Source organism: Bradyrhizobium sp. STM 3809, from assembly GCF_000239795.1.
Lineage (GTDB): Bacteria > Pseudomonadota > Alphaproteobacteria > Rhizobiales > Xanthobacteraceae > Bradyrhizobium.
Window position 1 is genome coordinate 1 of sequence record NZ_CAFJ01000342.1, and the last position, 987, is coordinate 987.

The following is a 987-nucleotide window of genomic DNA, read 5'->3' on the forward strand; positions in this document are numbered from 1 at the left end:
CGGAACAGCAGCCGCTTGCGGCGGTCGTCTAGGCCTTGGCTCGAACGGGTCGTTCCGGTCATCGCGATCTTCCTGCAGGACAACGACAAAAGCCCGGACGGTGCCGGGCGCGGTTCATATAGCGGCGCGCGCGGGTCCTGTCAGCCCTCGCGGGGTGCAGAACCGGCATGTCGCGCCCCCTGAAACCGCGGAAAAAAGAGGTGGATGTCTCGGTCATCACGGCTATTCCGGCCTGCAAAGCAAATTAAGTGTTCGGTCCATGCGCCCTGCCATCCTCAACCCGCTGTTTGCGCCGGTCACGACCCTCTCCGGGGTCGGGCCGAAGCAGGACAAGCTGCTGCGCTACCTGCTCAGCACGAGCGAGACGCCGCGGCTGGTCGATCTCTTGCTGCACTTGCCCGCCAGCGTCATCGACCGTCGCAACCGGCCCAAGGTGCGCGACGTCGAGGCCGGCACGGTCGTGACCCTGGAGGTGACGGTCGATCGCCATCGTCCGTCGCGTAACGCGCGGGCGCCCTATCTGGTTTACGCCAGCGACGAGACCGGCGACGTCGTCCTGACCTTCTTCCGGCCGAAGGGCGACTACATCGAGAAGATCCTGCCCGTCGGCGCCAAGCGCTACGTCTCCGGCACGGTGCAGATGTATGACGGCGTGCCGCAGATCGTGCACCCGGACCGCATCCTCGATGAGGCAGGGTTTGCCAAACTGTCGGGAATCGACCCGGTCTATCCGCTGACCGAAGGCCTCGCGCTCGGCTCGCTGCGGCGGGCGATCGCGGCGGCGCTGACCAAGCTGCCGGAACTGCCGGAATGGATCAGCCCGGAGGTGCTCCGCCGCTGCAACTTCCCCTCGCTGAAGGAGGCGCTGACGCGGGTGCATGTCCCGCAGGAGCTGACGGATATCCTGCCCGAAAATCCGTTCTGGTCGCGGCTCGCGTTCGACGAGCTGCTCGCCGGCCAATTGGCGCTGGCGCTGGTGCGCGCGCA

At 66.7% G+C, this 987-nt stretch carries 1 protein-coding gene; it reads left to right on the plus strand.

Going from position 1 to position 987, the window contains the following annotated elements; translation table 11 throughout:
- Positions 1-259: 259 nt before the first annotated feature.
- Positions 260-987: OB-fold nucleic acid binding domain-containing protein (locus BRAS3809_RS18580; RefSeq protein WP_035656781.1), on the plus strand; the 728-nt coding region annotated here is incomplete at its 3' end.